Genomic DNA, 24,746 nt, shown 5'->3' with positions numbered 1-24,746 from the left:
AGGAACCCAATCGATGCAAGTTCAGGAAATGACTCGCGAGCCGCTCGCCCGCCTGCGCACGAACGGCGCTCGCCTGTGGGGCAGCCTCATGCGGCTGGCCGAGATCGGCGCAACGGAAAAGGGCGGCGTGTGCCGCCTCGCACTCACGCCGCTCGACCGTGAAGGGCGAGATTTGTTCGTGGCGTGGGCGAAAGAGTTGGGCTGCACGATACGCGTGGATGCCATCGGCAACATCTTCGCGCGGCGTGCGGGCGAGCGCGACGACCTGCCGCCCGTGATGACCGGCAGCCATATCGACACGCAGCCCACAGGCGGCAAGTTCGACGGCAACTACGGCGTGCTGGCGGGCCTCGAAGTGCTGCGCACGCTGGTAGAAGCGGGCGTGCGCACGCTCGCGCCGCTCGAAGTGGCCGTGTGGACCAATGAGGAAGGCTCGCGCTTCGTGCCGGTGATGATGGGCTCGGGCGTGTTCGCGGGTGCGTTTACACTCGAGCACGCGCTCGCGCAGCGCGATCGGGACGGCGTTTCGGTATCCGAAGCGCTTGCGAAGATCGGCTATGCGGGCGCGGGACCCTTCGCGCCGCATCGTGTGGGCGCGTATTTCGAAGCGCATATCGAGCAGGGGCCCGTGCTCGAAGCGCACGAGAAGACGATAGGCGTGGTGCAGGGCGCGCTCGGTCAACGCTGGTACGACGTGACGGTGCACGGTATGGAAGCGCATGCGGGCCCCACGCCGATGGATTCGCGCCGCGACGCGCTGCTCGTTGCAGCGGGCCTGATTCAAGAGGTGAACCGCATTGCGCTTGCGCACGCGCCGCATGGGCGAGGCACCGTGGGCTGGGTCGACGTGCATCCCAATTCGCGCAACGTGATTCCGGGCCGCGTGACGTTGACGGTCGACCTGCGCGCCGCCGATGACGCGGCACTGTCCGCAATGGACTCGCAATTGCGCGCGGCGTGCAGCGAGGCAGGGCGTCAGGCCGGCATGAGCATCGACGTGGAGCAGGTCGTGTACTTTCCCCCGCAGCCCTTCGATCCCGCGCTCGTGGACGCCGTGCGAGCGGGCGCGCAAACGCTCGGCCTTTCCGCCATGAACGTCGTGAGCGGTGCGGGACACGATGCCGTGTATCTCGCGCGCGTGGCGCCCACGGCCATGATCTTCGTGCCCTGCAAGGACGGCATCAGCCATAACGAAATCGAGGATGCGCGCCCCGAACATCTGGAGGCCGGCTGCAACGTGCTGCTGCACGCGATGCTGGCGGCGGCGGGCGTGGCTGCTGTGCGTGAGGAGGACGCTGCATGAAGATCCTGATCGCGCGAATGAATCACGAAACCAATACGTTCTCGCCGGTGGCCACGCCGCTTGCGGCGTTCGGCGGCGACGGCCCCGCGTGGGGCGAAGCGGCGTATCGCGAGAACAAGGGCATGCGCACGGCGATGGCAGCGTTCATCGACGCGGCAGAGCGCGAAGGCGCGCAACTCGTCACACCCGTTTCGGCTTCGGCGAATCCGAGCGGCCCCGTTGCCGCCGATGCCTACGATGCGATCTGCGACGCCATCGTCGCGGCTGCCCCCGGCTGCGACGCGGTGATGCTCGACCTGCACGGCGCGATGGTGGCGCAGCAATCGGCGGACGGCGAGGGCGATCTGCTCGCACGCGTGCGCGCCGCGCTGCCCGAGGCGCCGATTGCCGTCGCGCTCGATCTGCACGGCAACGTCACGCAGAAAATGATCGACAACGCGGATGTGATCGTGAGCTTCAAGACCTATCCGCACGTCGATATGTACGAGACCGGCGAACACGCGGCGCGCCTGCTGCTCGATCGCATTCATGGTCGCGCGCAGCCCGTGCTGGCGTGGCGGCAGCCGCCGCTGCTCACTTCGACGCTGCGCAGCGCGAGCGCCGAAGGCGCCATGCACCGCGCCGTCGAAGCGGCGCGCGAGGCCGAGGCGCAGGGCATGCTGGCCGTTTCGGTGCTCGCGGGCTTTTCGCTTGCGGACATTCCCGCGCCGTGCATCAGCGTGGTGGTGGTGGGCAACGGTGACGCGGCGGCCGCCGATGCGGTTGCCGAGCGCATCGCGCGGCAGATCTGGAACGAACGCGGCGAATTCGTTTATCGCAGCGCGCCGCTCGAAGCGTCGGTCGCTCAGGCGGCGCAGCTGGCGCAAGATGCCGGCAAACCCGTGCTGCTGCTCGACCACGGCGACAACTGCATGTCGGGCGGCACCTGCGACACGATGGACCTGCTCGAAGCCGCGCTCGCGCAAGGACTGACCGGCATGGTGAGCGGCCCGCTATGCGACCCACAGGCCGTGGCGGCGCTCATCGACGCGGGCGTGGGCGCCAAGGTCACGCTGGGCGTTGGGAACAAGCTCGCACGCGATGGCGCCGCACCGCGCGCGCCCTTCATGGCGACAGGCGTGGTGCGTGCGATCACCGACGGCGAATATGTGATCACCGGCCCGACCTACACGGGGCAGCGCGCGTACATGGGGCGCGCGGCGGTGCTCGATATCGGCGCCGCGACGCTCGTCGTGACCGAGCGTACCCACGAGCCTTGGGACCTCGGCGTATTCGAAAGCGTGGGCATCGATCCGCGCCGTGCGCGCTTTCTGCTGCTGAAGTCGCGCATGTATTGCCGTCCGGTGTTCGTGCCGATCGCGGCTGCGCTCGTGGAATGCGACAGCCGCGGCGTGACCGGTTCCGACTACGGTCTCTTTCAGTACGAGCGGCTCGCGCGCCCGATGTATCCGCTCGATGCCGACAGGCAATGGCACGCGGATTGAAAGTCGACCAGGCGTTGGTAACACGTCGGAGCTTATATAACTAGCCAGGCAGTGCGAAGAAACGTCCTCCACTTCGAAAGGAAACCTTCATGCGTTTGCTGCTCGCGATGTTCAAACACGAAACCAATACGTTTTCGCCGGTCCCCACGCCGTTCGAGCGGTTCTTTCGCCGCACGGGCGGCGCGGTCGCGGGCGAGCAGGCGCTCGAAGCCTACCGCGGCACGGGCGGCGCGCTGGGCGCCTACATCGACGTGGCCGACGAACTCGGCGCGCAAATCGTGCTGCCGGTTGCCGCCGACGCCTTTCCGAGCGGCCCCGTGCATGACGACGCTTACCGCCGCATCACGCAACTGATTCTCGACGAGGTGGCGAAGGGCGGCTACGACGGCATCCTGCTCGATCTGCACGGCGCCATGGTCACGCAATCGCTCGACGACGGTGAAGGCACGCTGCTGCGCCGCCTGCGTGAGATCGACCCGCATACGCCGGTGGGCGTGACACTCGACATGCACGCGAATCTTTACGACGACATCGTGAAGCACGCGACGGTCGTCACCGGCTATCACACGTATCCGCACGTCGACATGTACGAGGCCGGATTGCGCGCGGCGCGCATACTCGCGCGTGCGATCGCGGGCGAGATCAAGCCGGTGATGGCGTGGGGCAACAAGCCGATGCTGCCTCACGTGATGCGTCAGGGCACGCACGCCGAACCGAACCGATCGTTGCAGGCGCGCTGCATGAGGTACGAACAGGGCGATGCGCTGGCGGCCTCGCTGTTCGTGGGCTTTCCGAACGCCGATATCGAAAACGCGGGCCTGAGTGTCGTGGTCTGCACCGATGGCGACAAAGCGAAAGCGAGCGAATTGCGCGACGCGCTGCTCGACGAAGCGTGGCGCGAGCGCGAGCAGTTTCTCTATGCAAGCGAGCCGTTGGCCGAATCGGTCGCGCGCGCAAAGGCTTCGACGACGGCTGGCCCGCTCGTGCTGCTCGACCATTGCGACAACACAGCGTCGGGCGGGACGATGGATACCACCGAGGTGCTGGCGGAGGTCCTGAAACAAGGCCTCGACAACGCAGTGTTCTATGCGATCTACGATCCCGAAGCGGTGCAGCTGGCGATCGCGGCGGGCATCGGCAATGACGTTACGCTCTCGTTAGGCGGCAAGCTGCCGATGCCTGCATTGCAGGAGACGAGCCGCCCCATCGAAGTGACTGCGCGCGTGAAACTCGTGTTCGACGGCGTGTTCCGCAATCGCGGACCGATGTATCGCGGCGCGCTCAACAATACCGGTCCTACTGTGGTGCTCGATACCGGCAAGGTGGAGATCGTGGTGGTATCGGCGCATCAGGAGCCGTTCGACCTGAACTGCCTTTCTTCGGTGGGCGTCGACCCGACGCAAAAGCGCTATATCGTGCTGAAAAGCCGCGTGCACTGGCGTGCCGGCTTCGGCGACCTGGCGCGCGAGGTGATCGAATGCGCGGGCGTGGGCGTCACGACTTCGGATTACGGGAAGCTTGAATTCAGGAAGGTGCGGCGGCCGATTTATCCGCTGGATGCGATTTAACCGCTGAACGCTGGGTTTGTCTGCTTGAAACGTTCACGCCCTGATCAAACCCGTAGCCGCGTTTTTCGCACCGGCTTCACCAAATAGCGTCGATGCCGTGCGCTGCGGATCGAGCCCAAGGCTTTCCGCGGCAGCACCCGCGATTAATGCGTCGAGCGATGCGGTGGGCTTGAGGTCGCGCGACTCATAGAGATCCGCGGTGCGCAGCCCCGGCCAGTCGGCCTGGACGCGCCCCCCAGCCACGGCGCCGCCCACGAGCATCGCCACCGAAGCCTGCCCGTGGTCGGTGCCCCCCGTGCCGTTCGCCGCGGCCGTGCGGCCGAACTCCGTCGCGACGAGCACCGTGGTCTTGTCCCACGCGGCACCGAGGCCGTCGCGCAGCGAGGCCAGCATCGTGTCGAGCGCTTTGAGCTGATTCGCGAGCCGCGCATTCTGTGCGCTGTGCGTGTCCCATCCGCTGGTTTCGATCATGGCGATGCGCGGGCCATCGGGGCGCGCGAGGAAGCTCGCGGCCAGCTTGCCCACGCTCGCGGGGTCCTGGCGCGCGCTCGCGTCGCCGGCGAGTCCGCGTGCGTTCATCGCCGACATCCACAGCGAGCGCAGTTGCGGATCGGCTTCGTAAAGCGCCGAAACGCGCGTGAGCAGGTCGTCGGAAGCGGCGGGCAGCGCCGAGGGCGCATACGAACTCACCTGTACCGGGCCGCGCAGCGCGAGCGGCACGGTGGGCGCGAGCGCAATGGCGTTTTCGCGCGAGGCAGGCAGCATGGCGACGAGCCGGTTGAGCCAGCCGTCCTTGACCTGGTAAGGCGCGCGGCCGCCCGTTTCCAGCACGTTCTGACCGTCGAAGTGCGAGCGGTCGCGATACGGCGAGGCAATCGCATGCACGAAGAGCGCCTGCTTTTCGCCATACATCTGCGCCAGTTGTACGAGCGAGGGATGCAGCGCAAACGTGCCGTCGAGTTTCGTGGCGCGGTCGATGTCGATGGCGAGCGGGCCGCGCAGCGTGGCATAGGCGGGCTCCGCGTAGGGCACGACGATGTTGAGCCCATCGGCCGCGCCGCGCTGAATCACGAACACGAAGCGGCGCTCGGTTGCGACGCTGGCGAACACGATCTGCGGCGCGACGAGCATCGCGCCTGCGCCAGCGGCAGCGACGCGCAGGAAATGGCGGCGGGAAACCATGACGGTTATCTCCTCAGAAAATCGGGCGAGACGAGCAGCAACGCGATCGCCGTGGATGCGCTTTCGGCATGCGCGACTGCGCTTGCTGTAGACGTGCTGAGCGTGGCACCCATGAGCGTGTTGCCGAGCGTGCGCGGGTCGAGCCGGTCGCCCACGCGCGCCGCGAAGCGCTGCGCGACTTCCACGCGGCGCACGAGCGCATCGGGCGCGGCCCAGCTCGCGGCGATGTCGTCGTAACCGGCGGGCGAGCCTGGCCGCCACACCGGCTGGCCGAGTTGCGTGAGCAGCGGCGCGGCATTCATGTCGCCGGGTTCGCGCCAACCGAGACCGCGCATCGACGATACGGTCCATTCCCACGGCGTCTTGAACTTCGCATCGACCGGCGCCCACGCTTGCGGCGCTTCGACGAGCGCGCGGTACACGGTGGGAAGATCGCCGCTGCTTTGTTCGAAGGCCAGCGCAAGGCGTTCGGTGAGTGCGGGCGGCGGATTGTCGGCGACGAAGTGGCGCGCGAGCTGAAACGCGATATGGCGGCTCGTGGCGCTCGCATGCGCGAGGTCGTTGAGGATGGCGAGCGCCTGCAGTTCGCCCGGCTGATCGTAGCGCTTGCCCATCACGGTGCGCGCGCCCGGCTCGTGCAGCGCGGGGCGAAACACGAAGCTGCCGGGCGAGGCGGCATTGGCCACATTCCCCGGCTGAGGACCGCGCACGCCCGCCACGCTCCAACCCGTGAGCGCACGCGCGAATTCGGTCACATCGTCTTGCGTGTAGCCGGTGCGCGCGCCGAGCGTGTGCAGCTCCATGATCTCGCGTGCGAGGTTCTCGTTCAGGCCGCGCTTGTGCGCGGGGTCGCGCTGATCGGCGCGCAGCGCGGCCCGGCTGTCGGGCCCAACGGAGCGCGTCTGGTCGAGAAAGAGCTGCATGGCTGGGTGCTGCTCGACAGCGACCAGCATGTCCGCGAAATTGCCGAGCACGTGCGGCCGTATCGCTTCCCTTTCGAATGCGCCCGCAATGCCTGCAATGAGCGCCTTATCCACCGATACGGCGAAGTGGTTCGACCAGAAATGCACGAGGCGCTCGACGAAGGGCGTGTCGGTCTGCAAGGCGCTCGTGAGGCGCGCGTTGACCGCGCTGCGGTAGATGCCCACGCTCTCGCGGCGGATCGCCTGATTGACCGCGCGGCGCGCGGCTTGTTGTGCGTTGGGTTGGCCGTTCGTTTGCGTACTAGTCTCAGAAGCCGCGCTCGCTGCCGCGTCGTCCGCCATGCCTTGTTGGCGCTCGGCGCCGAAGCGGGCGGCGAGCGCCAGCACACCCGGCTCGTTGCGCCATGCTGCGGGCAACGGTTCATATGCAGCGAACTGGCCGAGCAGCCAGCTTTGCGGGTTGGCGGGCGGCGTTTCATCGGCGCGCGCGCCCAGGCCGAAGCGGTTCATGGCGATCGCGCCGGCGCGGGGATTCGAAAGGCTTTCCATGCGCGGTCCTTGGGTTCGCTGGAGCGTTGCGTATTTCCGTTAAACGGTCATCGCCCGTGTGATCCGTCGCCGGCCGGTCAACTTTTTTATTGCGCGTCGCTTGCCTCGCTTGCGGCGCGTTGCGGCTGCTTTTGCTGCTGCACAGGCAACCGCCACTGGCCGCGCTTTTCGAGTCCCTCGACGAACTTCACGCGTTCTTCGGGCGTGAGCGTGGCGGCGAAATCGACTACGCCGCTTTCGATCTGCGCACGCAATGCACTATCCGCCGTGCGCGTGCGCGCGAGCGCGGCGTCGATGGCGTTGCGGTCGAGTTGCGGCGCGGCGAGCAGGTCGAGCACCTCGCGCCGTCCGTCGCGTCCGTCGCGCGCGTACTCCCGGCCTTCGCGGCGCGAGGACTTGAGCGCTTGCGCGAACTGCTGCTGGCGTTCCGGCGAAAGCGCCTCGGTGGCGAAGCGCAACGCCACGCGCTGCGCGGATTGTGCCTGCGGCTCGTCGCGCACGGCGAGCCAGCGCCAGGCGCCGCCCGCAATGGCGCCGAGCAGAAAGACATTCAGAAGTACCGAGCCAACAAGCAGCGTCTTCCATGAGCGGCCGTTCATTCGTCACTCCCTTCGGCGCCCGCGTTGAGGTTCGATTCGCTCCAGTCCGAACTCGTCCCGCCAAAGCTCGTGCTGAGATAAGGCTCGTGCGGCGCTGCGGGCGTCGTGCCGCCGAGCACGACAAACGATATCGTCAGCGCGCCCGCGAGCGCTCCGGCGAGGCCCACGCCCGCGAACGCCGCGCCGGACCACCAAAAGCTGCGGCGTTTCGCGGCGGAGATGGGTTTCACAGCGGGCTTCACAGCAGGCCTAACCGGTGCGCCCGCAACGATCTGCTCAAAGAGCGCGCGCGTGGGCGGCGCGATCATGTCGCGCGCGAGCCAGCTATCGAGCGCCATGGCTTCGTCGAGTGCCGCGTCGGCTTGCGCGCGATGTGAGCGCGCCCACTCGAGCGCGTCGTCGCGCTCATGCTGCGGCCAGCGCTGCGGGTCGGCGCCATACGCCGCGACGAGAGTGTGGAATCGTTCGGGTGTCATACGGAGTCCTTACCGGCAGCTTCACCGGCCAGTTGTGCGCGCAAGGTGCGCCGGGCGCGCGCCAGCAGGCTTTCGAGCGCGTCCACCGAAATGTCCATCAGGCTGGCTGCTTCGAGGTTCGACAGCTCCTGATAGTAAGTGAGCACGAGCGCTTCGCGCTGACGCACGGGCAGCGCCGCGAGTGCGGCGCGCACGCGTTCGTCGCGCGTGCGCGCTTCGATCTGCTGGTCGGGCGAGCCTGCGGGATCGGGTGCTGGCTCGCTCATGGCGTGCACGTTGTCTACGGTCTCTTCGCGGCGGCCGCGCAAGCGGTCGTAACACAGGTTGAGCGCCACGCGGTGCAGCCACGTGTCGAATTTCGCTTCGCCGGTGCGCCAGGCCGGTGCTTGTTTCCAGATCCGCACGAATGCTTCCTGCGCGACGTCTTCGGCTTCGCTGCGGTCGCCCAGCATGCGCGTGGCAAGTGCGATGAGGCGCGGCAGCTTGCTCGCGACGAGCGCGCGCACGGCAAGCGGATCGCGCGCGCCCACGCGCGCGACGAGGTCTGCGTCTGGATCGCGTTCGTTCAAGGCCTTCCCGGCCCCGGCGGTCCGCAACGGTTGAACCGCATGCGAACCCTCTGCCGCGCTGTCATAGTCGTTTCCCAGTTTGAAGTCGGGCATTCACGCCTTATGCCGATCGATGCCACATCATGCCCGGTGGCCCGCAATCCCGTTGTAGCCGGAGCGGGGTCAACAGTCCCCATATGACTTGAACGGCGCCGCCGCATAAATCCGTCGCTCGGGCCGTTTATCCCGCATGCAATTTCCGCGCTCAGCGTCGTGTTTTTCGATTCGGAACGTATGTTGCTTGACAACTGCAAGTTCCGAACCCGAAGGACTTGAGATCAGGGTTTTTACCTAATAAGAAGCGCCACAAAATTGTTAAATTTCTGTCTTAGAATGGACACTCTAGATTGACTGCGGCGATGCAGCATTAGTTTTCAAACATAGATATACAGCCGTCAGTCAGGCCATCGGGGGTTGGCGCTTTAATTAGTTTGACTAACCAAGGAGCATGAGCTGATGTCCGTTTCCGCACCCGAACAATTCCGCGCGAACTACCAAGCCGGCGTCGCAGCGTTCTTTGCGCTCACGAAACCCGTTTTCCAGGGCGTGCAGGCCGTGATCGATCTCAACGTGCAGGCCAGCAAGGCTGCCATTGCCGAAAGCGAAGCGACGCTCAAGGGTGCCCTGCAAAGCGGGAACCCCACTGAGTTCCTGACGCAGCAGATTGGTGCGTCGCAGCAGGCCGCCGCCAAGGCCATGTCGTACGGCCGCCACCTCGTCGACATCGCGACGACGACCCAAAACGAGCTCATCCAGGCCGCCCAGGTGCAATCGGGCGAGCAGGAGCAGCGCTTCAAGGCCTTTTCCGAAGGCCTGACGCAAAACGCGCCCGTTGGCGCGGAGTCGTTCATCGCGGCCGTGAACTCCACGTTCGCCGCCGTGAACAATGCCGCCGAAACGCTGCGCGGCGTGACCCGCCAGGCCATCGAAACGGCCCAGAGCAATTTCCAGAACGTTGCCGCCTCCGTCCAGGAAGCCGCGCCGGTTGCCGTCCAGGCGGCTTCCGCGAAGTCGACGAGCCAGGCCAAGGCCTGATTTCCGTTCCTGCCACACCGGCAATACGCCAATACCCGCCTTCGTCGTCGTGACTGAACGACGAGGGCGCGGCATTTGCCGGCTCAGCTTCAAGACATCGATATTTCAGCGTAATTGCAGAGCAGGAGCTCAACATGACTGACATTGTGATCGTTTCGGCCGCACGTACGGCAGTTGGCAAATTCGGCGGTTCGCTCGCGAAGGTGGCGGCGCCCGACCTGGGTGCGATCGTCATCAAGGCCGCGCTCGAGCGCGCAGGTGTTGCGCCCGAGCAGGTGAGCGACGTGATCATGGGTCAGGTGCTGACCGCCGGCTCGGGCCAGAACGTGGCGCGCCAGGCATCGATCAAGGCGGGCCTGCCCACGGCCGTTCCCGCCATGACGATCAACAAGGTGTGCGGCTCCGGCCTGAAGGCCGTGATGCTGGCCGCGAACGCGATCATCGCGGGCGACTCGGACATCGTCGTGGCCGGCGGCCAGGAAAACATGAGCGCCGCGCCGCACGTGCTGCCGGGCTCGCGCGACGGCTTCCGCATGGGCGATGCGAAGCTGATCGACAGCATGATCGTCGACGGCCTGTGGGACGTGTACAACCAGTACCACATGGGCGTGACGGCGGAAAACGTCGCGAAGGAATACGGCATCACGCGCGAGGAGCAGGACGCGTTTGCGGCGCTCTCGCAGAACAAGGCCGAGGCGGCGCAGAAGGCGGGCCGCTTCGACGCGGAAATCGTGCCGGTGGCGATTCCGCAGCGCAAGGGCGAGCCGCTGCAGTTCGCGACCGACGAATTCGTGCGCCACGGCGTGACGGCTGAGTCGCTCGCGGGCCTGAAGCCGGCGTTCAACAAGGAAGGCACGGTGACGGCGGCGAACGCCTCGGGCCTGAACGACGGCGCGGCCGCGGTCGTGGTGATGTCGGCGAAGAAGGCCGAAGCGCTGGGCCTCACGCCGCTCGCGCGCATCAAGGCGTACGCAAGCGGCGGCGTGGACCCGAAGATCATGGGCATGGGCCCGGTGCCGGCCTCGAAGCGTGCGCTGGAGCGCGCGGGCTGGTCGGTGAACGACCTCGATCTCATGGAGATCAACGAGGCCTTTGCCGCGCAGGCGCTGGCCGTGAACAAGCAGATGGGCTGGGACACGTCGAAGATCAACGTGAACGGCGGGGCGATTGCGATCGGTCACCCGATCGGCGCGTCGGGCTGCCGGATTCTCGTGACGCTGCTGCACGAAATGCAGCGCCGCGATGCGAAGCGCGGTCTCGCCTCGCTGTGCATCGGCGGCGGCATGGGCGTGGCGCTCGCGCTCGAGCGCGCTTGATTGCGCTTTTAAGGCAATAAGCAGCGTAGTAACCAGGCAGCAAGCGGCTCGTCGCACGCGCAAGCAGCGGCGAGCCGCCAGTAGTAGCAACCACGCGCAATACCAGAAATTAATCAGAAGCCGCGCGGTATTCGCCTTGTCCTCGTCTTGGGTGGAAAGACGAAGCGGGGCAACAGTGCATGTGGCGCCTGCACGCATGATGCGTGACGCCACGGTTTGATTGACGCTCAACTCTCGCGGATATATAGGATGACTAATCGTATTGCATTGGTGACACGTGGTATGGGCGGCCTTGGCGAGGCCATCAGCGTGAAGCTGCATGATGCGGGCTATCGCGTCGTCGTGACGCATTCGCCCGATAACGCGGGCGCCAAAGACTGGCTGGCGCGCATGAAGGAGACCGACCGCGAATTCCACGCGTACGGCATGGACGTAGCCGACTACGACTCGTGCCAGCGCGGCGCGCAGAAGATCCAGAGCGAGATCGGCCCCGTCGATATTCTCGTGAACAACGCGGGCATTACGCGCGACATGACGTTCCGCAAGCTCGACAAGGTCAATTGGGACGCCGTGCTGCGCACGAATCTCGACTCGATCTTCAACATTTCGAAGCCGCTGTGCGACAGCATGGTCGAGCGCGCGTGGGGCCGCATCATCAACATTTCGTCGGTGAACGGTTCGAAGGGTTCGGTCGGCCAGACCAACTACGCTGCCGCGAAGGCCGGCATGCACGGCTTCACGAAGTCGCTCGCGCTCGAAGTGGCGCGCAAGGGCGTGACCGTGAACACCATTTCGCCGGGTTATCTCGCCACGAAAATGGTGACCGCCATTCCTCAGGACATTCTCGACACGAAGATCCTGCCGCAAATTCCCATGGGCCGCCTTGGCAACCCGGGTGAAGTCGCGGCGCTCGTGCTGTTCCTGTGCTCGGACGAAGCGGGCTTCGTGACCGGCGCAAATATTCCTATCAACGGTGGCCAGCACATGCAGTAACGCTATGCCAAACATGTACCGCGCATGAATGATGTCAGGCGAATTTCGCCTGATGGATGCGCGGCGCATGTGGCCCCGGTAACGCGTACCGACCGCCGCATTGCAGGGCACGCATAAAGCGCGCCGTGCAATGCGGCGGTTTTGCATGGTGGCGCCGCGGTTTGCGGGGCACGAACGCGGTCTAGCGTGCCGCTATAATTGGCCACCCCACGCGTGACCGGAGACCGGCCTTTGTCGAGCATTGCGAAACTGCTGTCCATCCTCGAACTCTTTTCCGAGGCGCGGCCTTTTCTTTCCGCCGAACAGGTGGCGGCCGAACTGCAATGCTCGGTGCCGACCGCTTACCGCTATCTGCGTGAACTCGTCGATACCGGCATGCTGCTGCGCTTCGTGGGCGGCGAATATGGCCTGGGCCCGCGCATCATCACGCTCGACTACCATCTGCGTATTTCCGATCCGCTGCTCAAGGCGGGGCAGCCGGTCATGCGCGAGCTGGCGGAGCAATCGGGCTTCGACGCCGTGATGTCGCGCTGGTATGGCAACGAGCTCGTCGATACCCATCGGGAATCGCACGACGCCGTGTTCGACCTGCGCTATGGACGCGGCCGTCCGCGCCCGCTCTTTCTTGGCGCGGCACCGAAGGCGATCCTCTCCACGTTTCCCAAGGCGAAGCTCGCCGCGTTGTTCGAGCAGTACCCCGAGGACATCGCGGCTAGCGGACTCGGCAACTCGCTCGAAGAATTCCGCGCGAGTCTGCTCAAGATCCGCCGCGCGGGCTTCTATCTCTCGAAGGGCGAACTCGAAGCGGGCATGTCCGCCGTCGCTTCGCCGCTCTTTACCGACGCATCCGGCGAAGCCGTGGCCTCGCTCGCGCTCGTCGTGCCCGAGCAACGCCTCGCGTTCTTCAACCTGGAACGCGTGGTCGAGGCCGTGAAGGACGCCGCCGCGCGCATTTCCACGCGCGTGCGTGCGTTGATCGAGTCATAAAGCCGCGGTGCGGCGTCACGCTACGCCCATACGCGCCGCCATCTCCCTTTCCCACACCGCGCGCGGGCGGAAACCCGGCAACGTGCTCGCATGGCGCTCGACTTCGGCCAGCAACGCCTCGTCGGGCAGCGTGAAGTCCACGCTCACACGCATGGGCTGATCCACGTACCACGGCGTGTCGATGAAAATCTCCAGCCGGTTGCCCTCCGGATCGCGCGCATAGAACGAGATCGCATTGCCGTGCGTGACCGGCACGATTTCCTCCATGCCTTCCTCCACGAAGCGCCGGTGAAAGTGCTTGAGCGTGGCGAGGCTGTCCGCTTCCAGTGAAATCTGGTTGATCGGATTGAACGGCAACTTCTCGGGCCTGCCGCTCGCCAGCACGATCTGGTGATGCACACGCGGATCGCGGCTGAGAAAGACCAGGCTGACCGCGCCGCGCGGTGTGGGCAGCGTGCCGCGGTCCGTCACCGTAAATTCGAGCACACGCGTATAGAAGTCTTCGACCTTCGCCATGTCGGTCACGAAAAAGCCCATGTGGCTGAGCGTGAGGCCGGTTCGCTTCGTGGTTGGTTCGGTGTTCGGCACAGTCATGCTGTCTCCAGTCGTAGTGATAAACCCTGATAAAAATCAAGTTGTGTGGCGCGTTTTTCGTAGTGTATTCTCAAAATACGATAAACACACCAAGAAATACGCGTTTCGATTCCAAGGAAAATCCACTCTTTATCAGCGGAGCATCATGAAACTCGCCAGCTTTTCTACCCATGAAGGTTCGTCGTTCGGCGTTGTGCGCGACGGCGCGGTGTTCGACCTCAAAAAGCGGCTTGGCGGCCGCTATGCAGACCTCAAGTCGCTGATCGCGGCGGGCGCGTTTGCAGAAGCCGAGCGGGCCGCAAGCGTTGGCAAGGGCGACTATCCGCTCGCCGAAGTCGCGCTCGAGCCTGTGATTGCGAATCCGCAGCAGATCTTCTGCGTGGGCCTGAACTACGCCGAGCACGTGAAGGAGACCAACCGCGAAACCACCGAGCAGCCGGTGATCTTCATGCGTCTGCCGGCATCGCAGGTGGGCGCGGGCGAGCCCATGCTGCGTCCGCGCGAGTCCACGCAGTTCGACTATGAGGGCGAGATCGCCGTGATCATCGGCGAGGGCGGCCGGCGCATCGCCGAGGCCGACGCGTGGCGTCATATCGCGGGCTACAGCTGCTACAACGACGGCTCGGTGCGCGACTGGCAGCGCCACACGGGCCAATGGGGACCCGGCAAGAACTTCTACCGCACGGGCGCGTTCGGCCCGTGGATGATCACGAGCGACGAGATCGAGCCGAATGCGCTGATGACGCTCGTCACGCGCCTGAACGGCCAGGAAGTGCAGCGCGCGACCACGGAGATGCTGATTCACGGCATTGCGAAGCAGATTGCGTATCTCTCCACCTTCACGCCGCTGTTCCCCGGCGACGTGATCGTGACCGGCACGCCGGGCGGCGTGGGCGCGAAGCGCAATCCGCCGCTTTTCATGAAGCATGGCGACGTGGTGGAGGTCGAGGTGGATCGCATCGGCACGCTCAGGAATCCCGTCGCGGACGAAGCGTAAGTTGCAGGCCGCCGCCCGCACCATGCGGGCGGCGCGGCTATCCACGCAATTATCCATGCAGTTAGCCATGTATCAGGTGAATGGGATGAAGGATGTCGTAAACAATTCGGTATGCAAAGCAAATCCGGCGCCCGACTATGATGTCGCGATCATCGGCTTCGGGCCGACCGGCGCGACGCTCGCCAATCTGCTCACGCTGCGCGGCCTGAAGGTCGTGGTGTTCGAGCGCGACAAGGACGTGTTCCAGCTGCCGCGCGCCGTGCACTTCGACGGCGAATGCATGCGCGTGTTTCAGACTGTCGGGATCGCGCAAACGCTGCTGCCGAACCTCTTCGTCGGGCCCGGCATGAAGTTCGTCAACGCGCGCGGCGAACTGATGATCGACTGGAGCCGGCCCGGCGGCATCGGCCCTCAGGGCTGGTGCGCAAGCTACAAGTTTCATCAGCCGGATCTCGAACGGGCGTTGCGCGCGCAACTTTGTGCGCGCGGCGGGGCCGACGTGCGTTTGCGGCACGAGGTGTTCGCGCTCGACGAACGCGACGACCACGTGCGCATTCGCTTCGAAGATACGGCACAAGGGCGACTCGCTCACACGACAGCGCGTTACGTGGTGGGTTGCGACGGCGCGCGCTCGACGGTGCGCCGCTTCATCGGCACGGAACTCGCCGATCTGAAATCGCACGAGCGCTGGGTCGTAGTGGACGTGTTGCTCGCGGGCGAGCGCGCCGATCTCGGCGACTACTCGATCCAGTACTGCGACCCTGCGCGCCCGACCACCTACACGCGCGGACCGCACAACCGCCGCCGCTGGGAAATCATGGTGATGCAGGGCGACGACGAGCGCCGCGTAGGCACGGCGGAATGGATCTGGGAGCGCCTCGCACGATGGATCACGCCCGAGCACGCGCAACTCGAACGCTCGGCGATCTACACGTTCCATTCGGTGATCGCGCAGGGCTGGCGGCGCGGCAGGCTGCTAATCGCGGGCGACGCGGCGCACCAGACGCCGCCGTTCATGGGGCAGGGCATGGCCGCGGGCATACGCGACGCTTCGAACCTCGCGTGGAAGCTTGCCGACGTGATCGAAGGCGCGCTGCCCGAAGCGCTGCTCGACACTTACGAGAGCGAGCGCGAGCCGCATGTGCGCACGTTCATCGAAACGGCGGTGCAGTTAGGCGGCGTGATTCAGGCCACCGACAGCAACGCTGTGGCCGCGCGCGACCGCGAGATGACGGCGGCGATTCGCGAGTTCCGAACGCCGCAACCGCGCTTGGGGCCGGGCTGGCACGCAAGCGAGGCTGGTGGCGAGATCGGGCCGCAACCCGTGTTCGACGACGGTACGCGTCTGGACGACGCAGTGGGCTATCGCTTCGCGCTGATCGCTGACGAAGTGCTGGCGGTGCACGCACGAGACGCGCTTGCGAACGCGGCACAACGCGAGCGGGTGGCGATCGTTCCCGCTTCGCACGAGTCGCTTCGAACCTGGCTCGCGCAAACCGGCGGGCGCGCCATGTTGCTGCGGCCCGACCGCTACGTTGGCGGCGTGGCGCGCGACGCGGGCGAACTGGATGCACTGCTCGAACGCGCAGGCGTTGCGCGTGCGCGGCAGCCGCGCGAGGCCGCGGCAGCTTGATCCGGCTTGACCAGGCTTCTGGGCGGCCCGCAAGGGAACGCGGCCGCCCGGGCCGACGTTTTTGAAGAAAGAGGCGCAGGACGACGATCCGCTAGCAGCCCAAAAGCGCCGCCATGTCAAATCATTAAGGAGAGCAAATGGAGACGACCCCCTCACTGCCTGTGTCGCAGGCCGCCGCGCCTGGCCTGAGCCGCGCCCAATGGAAGATGATCCTCATAGCGAGTCTGGGCGGCTCGCTGGAATTCTATGACTTCGTAATTTACGGCTTCTTCGCCCACTCGATCGCCGCGCAATTCTTTCCGGCGAGCAACCCGCTCGTGAGCATGCTGCTGACGTTTTCGGTGCTTGCCATCGGCTATATCATCCGGCCGCTCGGCGGCATTGTGCTCAGCAGCCTTGGCGACCGCATTGGCCGACGTCCCGTGTTCGTGGGCTCGATCGTCGTCGTGACGGTAGCGACGATCTGCATTGGCCTGTTGCCCAATTACGCGCACTGGGGCATTGCCGCGCCGATTGCGCTGATTGGCTTGCGCGTGCTGCAAGGTTTTTGCGTGGGCGGCGAAATGCCCGGCGCGATCACCTATGCGGTGGAGGCGGCGCCGCGCCGCGCCGGCCTCGCGGCGGGCGTGATCGTCTGCGCGATCAATACGGGCGTGATGCTCGCGACGATCGTCAATCTCGCCGTGCAGTCCACGCTCAGCCCTGCGGACGCCGCGAGCTACGGCTGGCGCATTGCGTTCCTCGTGGGCGGTGTGTGCGGGATCGTTTCGTATCTGCTGCGCCGCAATCTCGACGAGTCGCCCGAGTTCAAGCAGATGCAGGGCGCGGTGGTGAAGCAGCCGTTTCGCGAAACGCTGCGCCATCATCGCGGCGCGGTGGTGGGCGGTGCGCTCTCGATCGCGGTGATGGCGGGTTTCAACGGCGTGCTCTACGGTCACATGCCCGCGTATCTGATTCAGACGTTGAACTACGCGCCGCGCGACGCAGCGCTCGCACAGAATGCGTATTTGCTCGTGAGTTCGGTGGGACTGCTCGCGGCGGCCTGGGCAGGCGACTTCGTGCCGCGCCGGTACTTGCTGCGCGTTTCGTGCGTGCTGCTCGCCGCGCTTGCGTGGCCGTTCTATACGGCACTTGCGGCGCACAGCGTGAACGTGGTCGTGCTGTTCGTGCTCGCTGCGCTGGTGTTCTCGCTCGCAAGCGGCACGTGGGCCTCGGTGCTTGCCGACCTCTTTCCGGTGCAGGTGCGCTTTAGCGGCATTGCGCTTGCGTACAACGTTTCGGTGGTTGTGTTCAGCGGTTTTGCGCCGTTACTCTGCGCGGCCTTCGTGCGCATGAGCGGATCACTCGCGGCCCCTGCGTGGTACGTGAGCGGATCGGCGTTGATCGCTTTGGCGGCAAACGTCGGGCTGCACGCCTCGTCGCGCTCGCGACTGGAGCGCTCGGCGGCAGCGGCGGGCTAGCTGCGTTCCATTGTCCGGGCATGCCCGATGCGCTAACTGGCAAGCGGCGTATTGCGCCGGCAAGGAGGCAGCCATGAAGCATCACGAGAGCCCGAACGACGACGGCACGCACGTCAAGCATCCGCAGCACGAAAGCAGTGAGCCGCTGGCGCGGCGTCACCCGCATGAGCCGCGCTCGGTGGGCCGCCAGGGGTATAGCGACGTGGAAAGCGGGCAGGAGGACACGGACCGCTGGGGCGCAGACGCCCACCAGGAGCGCACCAAGAACGACGCTCACGTGAACCGCAATTCGCAACAGGGGCGGCGCTGACCGCTGCAGCGCTTGCGCCTGCCCCTGAGTGCGCGCGCTTACTTCGGCGAAACGTCGATATCGCCGAAGTATTTGCGGGCGAGCGACGTGACCGTGCCGTCGGACTCGATCTTCGCGATGGCCGCGTTCAGGCGATCGCGCAGCGCCGTGTCGCCCTTGCGGATGCCGAAGGCCACGCCGCTGCCCAGGATCTTGTCGTCGCGCACGGCCTCACCCACGAACGCGAAGCCTTTGCCTGCGGGCTGCGAAAGAAAGCCCTTCTGGCCGGCGGGCGCGAGCACGAGCGTTGCGTCCAGGCGTCCCGCGCCGAGGTCCGCGTAAATCTGGTTCTGGTCCTGGTAGGGCACGACCGTTACGCCCGCCGGCTCCCAGTGCACCTTTGCGTAGGTTTCCTGAATCGACGATTGCAGCACGCCCACACGCTTACCCTTGAGCGACGCAGCGGTGGCCACGAGCCCGCTGTCACTGCGCGCGATCAGGCGGCTCGGCACGCGATAGATCACCGTGGTGAAGTCGATTGCCTCGCGGCGCTTTTCGGTGGCGTTCATCGCCGAGTTGATGGCGTCGAACTTGCGCCCTTGCAGTGCGGGAATCAGGCCGTCGAATGACGTCTCGACCCATTTGCAGGTCATGTTCGCCTTCGCGCACACGGCATTGCCGATGTCGATATCGAAGCCCTGCAGCGTGCCGTCCGAGGCCTTGGTTTCGAACGGCGGATACTGCGCTTCTACGCCGAAGCGCAACAGGTTCGCGTCGGCGAACGCCGATGCCGGGCCGAGCACGCCGTACACGCATGCGAGCGCGAGGAGCGCGTTGAGTCGCTTCATGGTGATCTCCTTGCCTATCATTGCCTATCAGTTTGCCTAAGAGTTTCGTTGTGTTCCGAACGCCGTTGCCTTAAATCGCGCACAGGCGGCGCGCGCCTTCGAGCAATGTTTCGTCATCCTTGGCAAAGCTCAGGCGAATGATGCCTTCGTCGGTACCGTCGGCGTAGAACGCCGAGAGCGGAATCGTCGCCACGCGGGCATCGCGGATGAGCCGCAGCACGAAGTCGCTATCGCGCTCTTCGGAGAAGGCGCGAAAGCGCGCGAGCATGAAAAAGCTGCCTTCGCTCGGCAGCAGTTCGAATCGCGAGGCTTCCAGTGCGCGTGCGAGCAGGTCGCGCTTGTTCTGGTAGAACGCCGAGAGGCCCAGATAGCTTTGCGGCTCGGCAAGCGCTTGCGCGAACGCATACTGCATGGGCGTGTCGGCGGAAAATACCATGAACTGGTGGACCTTGCGGATCTCGTCCATCAGCGCGGCGGGTGCGAGGCAGTAGCCCACGCGCCAGCCCGTGACGTGATACGACTTGCCGAACGACGACACGATCACGCTGCGCTCGGCAAGCTCGCGGTAGCGCGCCATGCTTCGGTGCGGCGCGCCGTCGAACACGACGTGCTCGTACACTTCGTCGGAGAGAATCACGATGTCGGTGTTGCGCGTGAGCGCCGTGAGCCGCGCGATGTCGTCCTCGCCGAATATCGTGGCCGTGGGATTGTGCGGCGTGTTCACGATGATCATGCGCGTGCGCGGCGTGATGGCCGCGCTCACCGCGTCCCAGTCCACGCGGAAATGCGGCTGCGCGAGCTTGATCGCCACGGGCTTTGCGCCCTGCAGGCGCACGATGGGCGCATAGCTGTCGAACGAGGGCTCGAAATAGATCACTTCGTCGCCGGGATGCACGAGCGCGCTGATCGTGGAGTAGAGGCCTTCGCTCGCGCTCGCAAGCACAGTGACTTCGCTCGACGGATCGTAGTGCGCGCCGTGAAGCGTCTCGAACTTGGCGGCGAGCGCTTCGCGCAAGTCACCGAGACCCGCCATCGGCGCGTACTGGTTGTGGCCCGCGCGCATGGCGGCGGCCACGTCATCCACGAGTTTCGCGCTCGGGTCGAAATTCGGCGCGCCTTGCGAGAGGTTCAGCGCCTGATGCTCGGCGGCAAGCTGGCCGATCACCGTGAAAATGGTCGTGCCTACATCGGGCAGCTTCGAGCGGGGCTGGGCAGCGCTCTGCATGGTCGGTCTCCCTTCGGGCGGCGCGCGGCCGCGTGACTTGAAAGGTGCAAGGCCGCGCACTGAGTGTGCCTCGCACGAAGCGGCCCATTACGCCGAAAGAGCGCCCCGTGTGCAATCGATTAATTCTCATGCCCGCCATGCACGGCGCTCATGGCGGTATTCATGGCGGCATGGACGGCGGCATGGACGGTCGCACTACGGCGCTGCGCGGTCTTGTTCGATCCACTCGCTGAACAACTGCACCTTCTTCTGCTGCGCCACGCACTCGGGGTACACGAAATAGTAGCGCGAGCCCGTGGGCACGGCGAGCTCGAACGGCATGATGAGGCGTCGTGTCTCGACATCCTCGCGCACGAGCGTGCGGTCGGTTATGGCGACGCCAAAGCCCTGCATGGCCGCAGTGGCCGCGAGATCGAGCGACTCGAACGTGGGGCCGAGATCGGCATCGACCTTTTTCGCGCCCGCGCGCGCGAGCCACAGGCGCCAGTCGGCGTGGTCGCGCGTAGGGTGCAGCAGGGTCTGGTGCGCGAGGTCGTCGGGTTTGACGAGCGGGCGGCGCGAGAGCAGCTCGGGCGTGCAGACGGGCGTGAGGTATTCGTCGAAGAGCGGCACCGCGTGCACCTCGGCGCCGGGCGACGAGCCGTAGATGATCGCTGCGTCGAACGGCTCAGCCTGGAAGTCGACTTCGTGGCCCCACGTGGTCGTGATCTGGATCTGCAGGTCGGGATGCTCGTTCTGGAAGCGCATGATGCGCGGCAGCATCCAGCGCATCACACAGGTCGGCACCTTGAGCGCCAGTTCGGTGCGCTGGCGCGTGAGGCGTTGCGAGGCTTCCTCGATGCGCCCGAAGCCGTCGCGCACGGCGGGCAGCAACTGCTCGCCTTCTGCGGTGAGCGTGAGCCCCTTGGACGAGCGGCGAAAGAGCGGCAGGCCGTAATACTGCTCGAGCGTGAGGATTTGCCGGCTCACGGCGCCTTGCGTGAGGCAAAGATGCTCGGCCGCGCGCGTGAAGCTGCCGTAGCGGGCGACCGTTTCGAAGATTTGCAGGGCGTTGAGCGGGGGAAGGCGTCTCATGGCGGTCGTTGGGCGGCCGGGCGGAACGTGCATCCGGCGGGAATCGAGCCGCTATGATACGACGGCCGCCCGTTTCAATCGTCCGCGCCGCCTGCGCCTCGCGCCTGGTCTGCTGCGCGCGCCGCATCGATCGTTGCGTGCGCACCGAACAGGGCGCGAATGCCGGGCTCCGAGAGGAACATGGCCTCGGCGTTGTGACCCGCACCCGGCACCTCGAACCACGTATGCCGCAACTGCGGATGTCTTGCGCGCAGGTAGGCGTAGTAGGCGCGGGCGCGCGCGAGACGGTGCGGCCCCTGCGCGTTGGCCGCGCAGGAACGGTCGAGCGCCGCATGCGCGGGGTCGCAGTCGCGTTCGCCTGCCAGATAGACCACTTCCCGGCCGATATAGCGGTGTTCAAGCATCGTGGCATCGCGCGTGGCCGCCGCGTAGCGCGGGAGCTTGCGCATGCCGTACTTCCAGTCGTCGAGGTCGGGGCACGCGGCGCGATCCGCGGGACCGAAACCGCCATCGGGTTGCGGGCGCAACGAATCGAAATACACCCAGGAAGAGGGATTCGCGATCACGAAGCGCAGGGGCACGCCGAGCCGTGCGCATGGCTCGGGCGCGGCGCTCAAGATGGCGTAGCGATGCGCGACCTGCGCCCCGCCCGAATGCCCCGCGATCACGATTTCGCGCAGCGCCGGGTAACGCGAGCGATCGGCAAGCTGTGCGACGAGCGCGTCGAGGGCGTCGAACGAACTCAAAGGCGCCGGGCCGCGCGCGTCGGCGCCGCCCATCCACGCGGTCCACTCCCAGTGCAGGAAGTCCGCATGCGCGCGGTGGTGGTGTTCGACATCGGCGCTTGCGAGGAACTGCGGCACGACGACGAGCGTGGCGTCGTCATGCGCGGACGAAGCGGCGCGGGCGCGCAGTGTCGAGCGCAAGTAGGCGTCGGCGTCGCGCAGGCGGCCGTGCAGCACGACAAGCGCACGCGTGGCTCGCTCGCTCGCCGTGCAACCGCCCACGAACATCGGCACGGTGCCGCTGCCTTGCGCCGTGACGACAGGCAAGAGGACATCGCCGATTGCGCGCACGGGGTACTCGTTGCGCGGGCGTTCATCGCCTGCGGTGCTCGCATTGCTCACGATGGACGGCTCGATCATTACGACTCCGACTCCGCTGGCCAGGCGTTGGGCTCGCGCAGCAGGCGCCGGCCCGACACGCTCGCAAAGACCAGCACGAGCGAGACGATGCCCGTGACGATGAGATACCACGCCGGCACGATGCGCGAGCCGGTCACGCCGATCAGCGTCGAAACCGTGAGCGGCGCCATGCCGCCGAACAAGGTGACGGCGATGTTGTACGAGAGCGCGACGCCCGTGGAGCGCGTGGACGTGGGGAAAAGCTGCGTGAGCATGCCGGGATGCGCGCCGGACATCAGACTCAGCACGACGGTCGCGACCATTTGCGCGGCGAATACGCGCTCGGGCGTGGGCGCGGCAAGCACCCACGCGAAGAGCGGCCAGGCGGCGCAGATCCAGACGAGCGTCACGGGCAGGAAGAGCCGGTAGGCGCCGAAGCGGTCGGCGAGCTTGCCCGCGAGTGGATAGCCGACGATGCCGATGAGCCCCGAAGCCGCCGTGCCGAGCAGTGCGCTCTTGAGCGGCAGATGCAGCTGGCGTTCGACATAGAGCGGCATGTACGAATGCCAGAGATAGTTGGTCGCCGCGCCCACGGCGATCACGCCCACGGCGCACAGCGCCGCGTCGCCGCGCTCGCGCAGGAACGTGCGCAAGGACTGGCGCGGTGCGTGGCCCAGGCGTTCGCGCAACTGCACGAACTCTGGCGACTCGGCGACCTTGTGGCGGATATAGAAGCCCACCGGGCCGACCAGCGCCCCGAGCAGGAAGGGCATGCGCCAGCCCCATGCGGCGAGCGCGGCGGGCGTGAGATGCGTGGTGAGCAGAAAACTGCACGCGGAGGACAGCAGCAGCGCGACGGCCTGGGACGTCATCTGAAAGCTGCCGTAGAACATCTTGCGGCCGGGCGGCGCGTACTCGGTGAGCATCGAGGCGGCGGTGGCGAACTCGCCGCCCACCGAAAGCCCTTGCAGGATGCGCGCGAGCAGCACGATGAGCGGCGCGGCAATGCCGATCGACGCATAGCCGGGCGTGACGCCCATGAGCAGGGTGCTCGCCGCCATCAGCACGATCAGCGCGGAAAGGGTCCGGCGCCGCCCGTAACGGTCGGCGAACGCACCGATCACCACACCGCCTAACGGCCGCACGACGAAGCCGATCGCGAAGGTCGCGAGCGTGAGCGTGATCGACAGAAAGCTGCTCTGCACGGGGAAAAACACGTGCGCGATGGTCTTCGCGAAGTAGCCGTAGATGAGGAAATCGAACCACTCGAGCCCGTTGCCGATGACGGAGGCGAGCACGGCGCGGCGGACCTGCGAGGTGGTGAGGTGGGGCGCGTCGAGCGCGGCCGGGTCTGCTTCGAGAATGGATTGCATGGGTCTCCGGATGTCGTCGTCGGTGTTTTGCCTCACAGACTAGGGAGTTGCGCGGCAAATGTAAAATACATATCGAATGGGGTTGCCATATTCAATACCTATACCGGAGCGTCGTATGGAGCTACGTCACCTGCGCTACTTCCTCGCGGTTTGCGAAGAGCGCCAGTTCACGCGCGCGGCAGCGCGCCTACACATGCAGCAGCCGCCGCTTTCGCAGCAAATCCAGGAGCTCGAGCAGGAGCTGGGCTTTGCGCTCTTCACGCGGCAGCCGCGCGGCGTGGAGCTGACCGCGCCGGGCGAGGCGTTTGCTGATTGCGCGCGCAACCTTCTGCGTACGCTGGAGCAGGGCGTCACGCATGCGCGGCGCGTGGCGCTCGGGCAGGTGGGCAAGCTTCATGTGGCGCTCACGAGTTCGGCCGCGTTTCATCCGCTAGCTCCAGCCGTGATCCGCGCGTATCGCGAAGGGCATCCCGACATCGCCATCGAGCTTAGCGAGATCAACGCGGCCGAGATCATCGAGATGATGATGAACGGGCATGTCGATGTCGCGATTCTGCGCAAGCCGATCGAGACGCCCGCTCAGTTGCGCTTCGAGCGCATCGACCAGGAGCACATGCTGCTCGTGCTGCCGGTGGGGCACAGGCTGGCGGGTCCGCGTGCGGTGTCGCTCAAGCGCCTCGCGGGCGAGCCGTTCATTTTCGTGCGGCGGCCAGGCGCGCCCGGCATGTACGCCGATTTCGTGCGTGCCTGCGAAGCCCAGGGCGTGGAGCTGCGCGTGGTCGACGAGGTGCCGCGCATGGTCACGGCAATCAATCTCGTGGCCGCGGGCGGCGGCGTGACGCTCGTGCCGGCTTCCATGCGGCGCTATCAGCAGGAGAGCGTGCGCTACTGCCGCGTGGCCGGGGACGAGGCGTTTCGCGCACCGCTTCATCTCGTGACCCAACCCTCCGTGCGCAATCCGGCGGTGGAGCGGTTTCGCGAAACGGTGTTTGCGTTTGTGGAGCGTTCGCGCGAGGGCGGCTGAGCCCTTCAAATATTTTTCTCTGTCCCCTTTCGAATTGCTTCGGCCTGCCGTTAACCCGTATGCCTCTACGGGCGCCAGGTGC

The 24,746-nt window shown here is 66.0% G+C and carries 23 protein-coding genes; 12 read left to right on the top strand and 11 right to left on the bottom strand.

Annotation, left to right across the window (positions count from 1 at the left end):
* Window positions 1-13: 13 nt before the first annotated feature.
* The 3 genes from U5A65_RS00835 (at window position 14) to U5A65_RS00825 (ending at window position 4,355) form a co-directional block, all read left to right on the top strand.
* Window positions 14-1,303 (top strand): Zn-dependent hydrolase, encoded by a 1,290-nt coding sequence (locus U5A65_RS00835; protein ID WP_321915102.1) that lies wholly within the window; start codon window positions 14-16, stop codon window positions 1,301-1,303.
* Window positions 1,300-2,787, top strand: a complete 1,488-nt coding sequence (locus tag U5A65_RS00830) for a M81 family metallopeptidase (protein WP_321945156.1) — start codon at window positions 1,300-1,302, stop codon at window positions 2,785-2,787. Before U5A65_RS00835 ends, U5A65_RS00830 begins: the two co-directional genes overlap by 4 nt.
* A gap of 89 nt (window positions 2,788-2,876) precedes the next feature.
* The gene (locus U5A65_RS00825; protein WP_321915100.1) at window positions 2,877-4,355 is read left to right on the top strand and encodes a M81 family metallopeptidase; all 1,479 of its coding nucleotides are present in this window, start codon (window positions 2,877-2,879) and stop codon (window positions 4,353-4,355) included.
* A 33-nt stretch (window positions 4,356-4,388) separates the two neighbouring features.
* On the opposite strand, the gene U5A65_RS00820 is transcribed toward U5A65_RS00825, so the two are convergent.
* From U5A65_RS00820 to U5A65_RS00800, 5 genes are all read right to left on the bottom strand, one after another.
* Window positions 4,389-5,537, bottom strand: a complete 1,149-nt coding sequence (locus U5A65_RS00820; protein WP_415764030.1) for a DUF1501 domain-containing protein — start codon at window positions 5,535-5,537, stop codon at window positions 4,389-4,391.
* A gap of 5 nt (window positions 5,538-5,542) precedes the next feature.
* Entirely contained in the window at window positions 5,543-7,009 is a 1,467-nt protein-coding gene (locus U5A65_RS00815; RefSeq protein WP_321945155.1) for a DUF1800 domain-containing protein, read from the bottom strand.
* 86 nt (window positions 7,010-7,095) lie between these two features.
* On the bottom strand, window positions 7,096-7,608 hold the full coding sequence (locus tag U5A65_RS00810) for a periplasmic heavy metal sensor (RefSeq protein WP_321945154.1): 513 nt from the start codon (window positions 7,606-7,608) through the stop codon (window positions 7,096-7,098).
* Window positions 7,605-8,084: a hypothetical protein gene (locus tag U5A65_RS00805; protein WP_321915097.1), complete on the bottom strand. Its 480-nt coding sequence runs from the start codon at window positions 8,082-8,084 to the stop codon at window positions 7,605-7,607. The genes U5A65_RS00810 and U5A65_RS00805 overlap by 4 nt, the downstream gene beginning before the upstream one ends.
* Entirely contained in the window at window positions 8,081-8,746 is a 666-nt protein-coding gene (locus tag U5A65_RS00800; protein WP_321945153.1) for an RNA polymerase sigma factor, read from the bottom strand. The genes U5A65_RS00805 and U5A65_RS00800 overlap by 4 nt, the downstream gene beginning before the upstream one ends.
* A 402-nt stretch (window positions 8,747-9,148) precedes the next feature.
* Between U5A65_RS00800 and phaP the strand changes: the two genes are divergently transcribed.
* The 4 genes from phaP to U5A65_RS00780 all read left to right on the top strand — a co-directional run bounded on the left by phaP (window position 9,149) and on the right by U5A65_RS00780 (window position 13,023).
* Window positions 9,149-9,727, top strand: coding sequence for a TIGR01841 family phasin (gene phaP / locus U5A65_RS00795; RefSeq protein WP_321915095.1), 579 nt, complete (start codon window positions 9,149-9,151; stop codon window positions 9,725-9,727).
* Between the two features lie 134 nt (window positions 9,728-9,861).
* Complete coding sequence (locus tag U5A65_RS00790; protein ID WP_321945152.1) at window positions 9,862-11,043, top strand: acetyl-CoA C-acetyltransferase; 1,182 nt, start codon at window positions 9,862-9,864, stop codon at window positions 11,041-11,043.
* 249 nt (window positions 11,044-11,292) lie between these two features.
* Window positions 11,293-12,036, top strand: a complete 744-nt coding sequence (phbB, locus tag U5A65_RS00785; RefSeq protein WP_321945151.1) for an acetoacetyl-CoA reductase — start codon at window positions 11,293-11,295, stop codon at window positions 12,034-12,036.
* Window positions 12,037-12,267: 231 nt separating this feature from the next.
* Complete coding sequence (locus tag U5A65_RS00780; protein ID WP_321913202.1) at window positions 12,268-13,023, top strand: IclR family transcriptional regulator; 756 nt, start codon at window positions 12,268-12,270, stop codon at window positions 13,021-13,023.
* 15 nt (window positions 13,024-13,038) lie between these two features.
* Here the strand turns inward: U5A65_RS00780 and U5A65_RS00775 are convergent, their stop codons facing one another.
* The gene (locus tag U5A65_RS00775; RefSeq protein ID WP_321945150.1) at window positions 13,039-13,617 is read right to left on the bottom strand and encodes a VOC family protein; all 579 of its coding nucleotides are present in this window, start codon (window positions 13,615-13,617) and stop codon (window positions 13,039-13,041) included.
* A 145-nt stretch (window positions 13,618-13,762) separates the two neighbouring features.
* On the opposite strand from U5A65_RS00775, the gene U5A65_RS00770 reads away from it, so the two are divergent.
* The 4 genes from U5A65_RS00770 to U5A65_RS00755 all read left to right on the top strand — a co-directional run bounded on the left by U5A65_RS00770 (window position 13,763) and on the right by U5A65_RS00755 (window position 18,017).
* Complete coding sequence (locus U5A65_RS00770) at window positions 13,763-14,614, top strand: fumarylacetoacetate hydrolase family protein (RefSeq protein WP_321936885.1); 852 nt, start codon at window positions 13,763-13,765, stop codon at window positions 14,612-14,614.
* Window positions 14,615-14,699: 85 nt separating this feature from the next.
* Entirely contained in the window at window positions 14,700-16,247 is a 1,548-nt protein-coding gene (locus U5A65_RS00765; RefSeq protein ID WP_321945149.1) for a bifunctional 3-(3-hydroxy-phenyl)propionate/3-hydroxycinnamic acid hydroxylase, read from the top strand.
* A 137-nt stretch (window positions 16,248-16,384) separates the two neighbouring features.
* On the top strand, window positions 16,385-17,707 hold the full coding sequence (locus U5A65_RS00760) for an MFS transporter (protein ID WP_321945148.1): 1,323 nt from the start codon (window positions 16,385-16,387) through the stop codon (window positions 17,705-17,707).
* A 73-nt stretch (window positions 17,708-17,780) separates the two neighbouring features.
* Window positions 17,781-18,017 (top strand): hypothetical protein, encoded by a 237-nt coding sequence (locus U5A65_RS00755; protein WP_321913207.1) that lies wholly within the window; start codon window positions 17,781-17,783, stop codon window positions 18,015-18,017.
* A gap of 38 nt (window positions 18,018-18,055) precedes the next feature.
* On the opposite strand, the gene U5A65_RS00750 is transcribed toward U5A65_RS00755, so the two are convergent.
* The 5 genes from U5A65_RS00750 to U5A65_RS00730 form a co-directional block, all read right to left on the bottom strand.
* Window positions 18,056-18,844, bottom strand: a complete 789-nt coding sequence (locus tag U5A65_RS00750; RefSeq protein ID WP_321936890.1) for an ABC transporter substrate-binding protein — start codon at window positions 18,842-18,844, stop codon at window positions 18,056-18,058.
* Between the two features lie 70 nt (window positions 18,845-18,914).
* Window positions 18,915-20,069, bottom strand: a complete 1,155-nt coding sequence (locus U5A65_RS00745; RefSeq protein WP_321945147.1) for a pyridoxal phosphate-dependent aminotransferase — start codon at window positions 20,067-20,069, stop codon at window positions 18,915-18,917.
* A gap of 195 nt (window positions 20,070-20,264) precedes the next feature.
* Window positions 20,265-21,143 carry a LysR substrate-binding domain-containing protein gene (locus U5A65_RS00740; RefSeq protein ID WP_321945146.1) on the bottom strand — a complete coding sequence of 293 codons (879 nt, stop codon included), beginning with the start codon at window positions 21,141-21,143 and terminating at the stop codon, window positions 20,265-20,267.
* 74 nt (window positions 21,144-21,217) lie between these two features.
* On the bottom strand, window positions 21,218-22,288 hold the full coding sequence (locus tag U5A65_RS00735) for a hypothetical protein (protein ID WP_321945145.1): 1,071 nt from the start codon (window positions 22,286-22,288) through the stop codon (window positions 21,218-21,220).
* The gene (locus tag U5A65_RS00730) at window positions 22,288-23,640 is read right to left on the bottom strand and encodes an MFS transporter (protein ID WP_321945144.1); all 1,353 of its coding nucleotides are present in this window, start codon (window positions 23,638-23,640) and stop codon (window positions 22,288-22,290) included. Before U5A65_RS00730 ends, U5A65_RS00735 begins: the two co-directional genes overlap by 1 nt.
* Window positions 23,641-23,755: 115 nt before the next feature.
* On the opposite strand from U5A65_RS00730, the gene U5A65_RS00725 reads away from it, so the two are divergent.
* Complete coding sequence (locus U5A65_RS00725) at window positions 23,756-24,664, top strand: LysR family transcriptional regulator (protein WP_321913213.1); 909 nt, start codon at window positions 23,756-23,758, stop codon at window positions 24,662-24,664.
* Window positions 24,665-24,746: the final 82 nt, after the last annotated feature.

Origin of the sequence: Paraburkholderia sp. J10-1, assembly GCF_905220165.1 — a bacterium.
Taxonomy (GTDB): domain Bacteria; phylum Pseudomonadota; class Gammaproteobacteria; order Burkholderiales; family Burkholderiaceae; genus Paraburkholderia.
Note: the sequence above shows the minus strand (reverse complement) of the source record. Positions and strands in the feature narration are given on the sequence as shown.

Bases quoted from the DNA above. Each gene is read 5' to 3' on its own strand.
- U5A65_RS00835 (WP_321915102.1), top strand. From the start codon at position 14: ATGCAAGTTCAGGAAATGACTCGCGAGCCGCTCGCCCGCCTGCGCACG.
- U5A65_RS00830 (WP_321945156.1), top strand. From the start codon at position 1,300: ATGAAGATCCTGATCGCGCGAATGAATCACGAAACCAATACGTTCTCG.
- U5A65_RS00825 (WP_321915100.1), top strand. From the start codon at position 2,877: ATGCGTTTGCTGCTCGCGATGTTCAAACACGAAACCAATACGTTTTCG.
- U5A65_RS00820 (WP_415764030.1), bottom strand. From the start codon at position 5,537: ATGGTTTCCCGCCGCCATTTCCTGCGCGTCGCTGCCGCTGGCGCAGGC.
- U5A65_RS00815 (WP_321945155.1), bottom strand. From the start codon at position 7,009: ATGGAAAGCCTTTCGAATCCCCGCGCCGGCGCGATCGCCATGAACCGC.
- U5A65_RS00810 (WP_321945154.1), bottom strand. From the start codon at position 7,608: ATGAACGGCCGCTCATGGAAGACGCTGCTTGTTGGCTCGGTACTTCTG.
- U5A65_RS00805 (WP_321915097.1), bottom strand. From the start codon at position 8,084: ATGACACCCGAACGATTCCACACTCTCGTCGCGGCGTATGGCGCCGAC.
- U5A65_RS00800 (WP_321945153.1), bottom strand. From the start codon at position 8,746: ATGCCCGACTTCAAACTGGGAAACGACTATGACAGCGCGGCAGAGGGT.
- phaP (WP_321915095.1), top strand. From the start codon at position 9,149: ATGTCCGTTTCCGCACCCGAACAATTCCGCGCGAACTACCAAGCCGGC.
- U5A65_RS00790 (WP_321945152.1), top strand. From the start codon at position 9,862: ATGACTGACATTGTGATCGTTTCGGCCGCACGTACGGCAGTTGGCAAA.
- phbB (WP_321945151.1), top strand. From the start codon at position 11,293: ATGACTAATCGTATTGCATTGGTGACACGTGGTATGGGCGGCCTTGGC.
- U5A65_RS00775 (WP_321945150.1), bottom strand. From the start codon at position 13,617: ATGACTGTGCCGAACACCGAACCAACCACGAAGCGAACCGGCCTCACG.
- U5A65_RS00770 (WP_321936885.1), top strand. From the start codon at position 13,763: ATGAAACTCGCCAGCTTTTCTACCCATGAAGGTTCGTCGTTCGGCGTT.
- U5A65_RS00765 (WP_321945149.1), top strand. From the start codon at position 14,700: ATGAAGGATGTCGTAAACAATTCGGTATGCAAAGCAAATCCGGCGCCC.
- U5A65_RS00760 (WP_321945148.1), top strand. From the start codon at position 16,385: ATGGAGACGACCCCCTCACTGCCTGTGTCGCAGGCCGCCGCGCCTGGC.
- U5A65_RS00755 (WP_321913207.1), top strand. From the start codon at position 17,781: ATGAAGCATCACGAGAGCCCGAACGACGACGGCACGCACGTCAAGCAT.
- U5A65_RS00750 (WP_321936890.1), bottom strand. From the start codon at position 18,844: ATGAAGCGACTCAACGCGCTCCTCGCGCTCGCATGCGTGTACGGCGTG.
- U5A65_RS00745 (WP_321945147.1), bottom strand. From the start codon at position 20,069: ATGCAGAGCGCTGCCCAGCCCCGCTCGAAGCTGCCCGATGTAGGCACG.
- U5A65_RS00740 (WP_321945146.1), bottom strand. From the start codon at position 21,143: ATGAGACGCCTTCCCCCGCTCAACGCCCTGCAAATCTTCGAAACGGTC.
- U5A65_RS00735 (WP_321945145.1), bottom strand. From the start codon at position 22,288: ATGATCGAGCCGTCCATCGTGAGCAATGCGAGCACCGCAGGCGATGAA.
- U5A65_RS00730 (WP_321945144.1), bottom strand. From the start codon at position 23,640: ATGCAATCCATTCTCGAAGCAGACCCGGCCGCGCTCGACGCGCCCCAC.
- U5A65_RS00725 (WP_321913213.1), top strand. From the start codon at position 23,756: ATGGAGCTACGTCACCTGCGCTACTTCCTCGCGGTTTGCGAAGAGCGC.